Source organism: Sessilibacter corallicola, assembly GCF_021290925.1.
GTDB lineage: Bacteria > Pseudomonadota > Gammaproteobacteria > Pseudomonadales > Cellvibrionaceae > Sessilibacter > Sessilibacter corallicola.
The window spans coordinates 1-2,042 of sequence record NZ_JAJSLX010000007.1; the positions used below are offsets into that span (position 1 = coordinate 1).

A 2,042-nucleotide genomic window follows, 5' to 3' on the forward strand; every position below is an offset into this window, starting at 1 on the left:
TGTCATTTGCACCACCGCCTGCTACCGAATTAACATCAGCGAATTCAATGCTGGCAACCGTGACTTCATTCGCGTCTGTTTGAACAAAGCTGTCATCACCCGCCGTGCCAGTAAGCGCATTGGTGTTGATGGCGTTATTAACGTTGGTGTACTGAATGCCGTTACTGGTGAAATCCGACGTAGTATTAATCGCTGCATCATCATTATTTAAATCGACACTGTCATTTGCACCATTACCTTCCACTGAATTCACATCGGCGAATTCAATGCTGGCAACCGTGACTTCATTCGCGTCTGTTTGAACAAAGCTGTCATCACCGGCCGTACCGGTCAGTGCATTGGTGTTGGTGGCACGGTTAACATTAGTGTACTGAATGCCGTTACTGGTGAAGTCTGACGCAGCATTAATCGCTGCATCAGCATTATTTAAATCGACGCTGTCATTCCCACCATTACCTTCCACAGAATTAACACTGGAGAATAACGCTCCATTAACGGTTATTTGGTTTGCGCCAGACTGGGAGAAACTGTCACCTCCAGTAGTACCGGTAATGGTCAATGAGCCCGATTGAGTAACCGTATCAACATCAGTTACAGACACCGAACCTGTAGAGAATCCACTCGCGATTAAATTGACATTACTCACATTGCCAATATCGACAGCATCTGTGCCAGAACCACCGACTAAGCTGGTTACATCGTTAAAAGTAGTGCCTGATAGGGTATCAACTGTTGCGCTCGTGCCATTTAAGGAGAAAGCTTCGTCCGACGTGGAGCCAGTTAATTGACCCGTATTGGTAACAGTGCCAATATCTGTAAATGCAATCGTTCCAACATCAAATTCGCCAATAGAATCTAAATCAACATTCTGATTATCTAACGTTAATACTTGGCTATCATCTCCAACAACACTGGATGCATTATTAAAGTCGACTCCAGTAAACACGCTGGAAGTCAATGTTGTACCCGATAAGGTTAATGTCTCACCATTTGCGGATGTTAATTGGTTGATATCATCAATTATTTCGACACCCGAAAGAGTAACACCACTAACTTCCAATCCCACAGTTAAATCAATATTTTGATTTTCAATATCAACAGTATCATCGCCCACTCCAGCATCGAGAGACATGATACTGTTAAAAGTAATGCCGTTAACTTCAAGATTGTTGCCAGTTAAAGTGAAAGTTTCATCACTGATTGTACCAGTCACTAAAACCGTGTTGTTTACGTTTTCTATATTGAGATAATTAATACCAGAGATTGACGCATCGAAACCCAAACCACTCAAAGCCGCATTAGAGCTGCTTAATAAGTTAACAGTATCAGCTCCGGTATTACCAATTACGTTAGTTACATCACTAAAAGTAATGCTATTTGCACTAATTTGATTAATTCCAATTTCGGTAAACGAATCAATCCCAGATGTGCCAGTTAGAGTTCCAGAATTATCAAGACTCTCTACATTCAAAACATCGATTGCACCAAATATTTGAAAGCCTGCCGCGACTAATAATTCAGGGTCGAAATTCGATAAATCACTGCCGCCAACATCCAATTGAATTGTATCGCTATCGCCTAAGCCATCAATACTAGTTGGGTTTATGAACGTATTACTGCCGACAACAACGGTTACCGTACCACCACTCGATGTCACAACAAACGTATCGATACCAGATGTGCCTTCTGCAACACCTGAAGTACTGACTGCAGCTTCGATGCTACTGAGTGTTATAGAACCATCAACCAATCCATTGATTCTATTAAGTCCGCCGTTTACGGAGCCTACTTGTGCGCTAACACTGTCGGTCCCTGCACCACCATCAATGGTTGTAACATCAAAGAAAGCAACTCCAGAAATACTAACCTCAGTAGCACTAGCAACTTCATCTACAGTAAATAAATCATCGCCAACGGTACCAGTAAGAGTATCGGTATTGGTGGCACTGTTGACGTTCGTGTATCGAATGCCGTTACTGGTGAAGTCTGAGGCAGCATTAATCGCTGCATCATCATTATTTAAATCGACACTGTCATTTGCA

Annotated in this window: 1 protein-coding gene; it reads right to left on the bottom strand. The window is 42.4% G+C overall.

Features of this window, described 5'->3' with window-relative positions:
* Positions 1-2,042, bottom strand: a 2,042-nt coding sequence (locus LU361_RS19960) for a beta strand repeat-containing protein (protein ID WP_233090931.1), incomplete at both ends; no start/stop codon positions are given.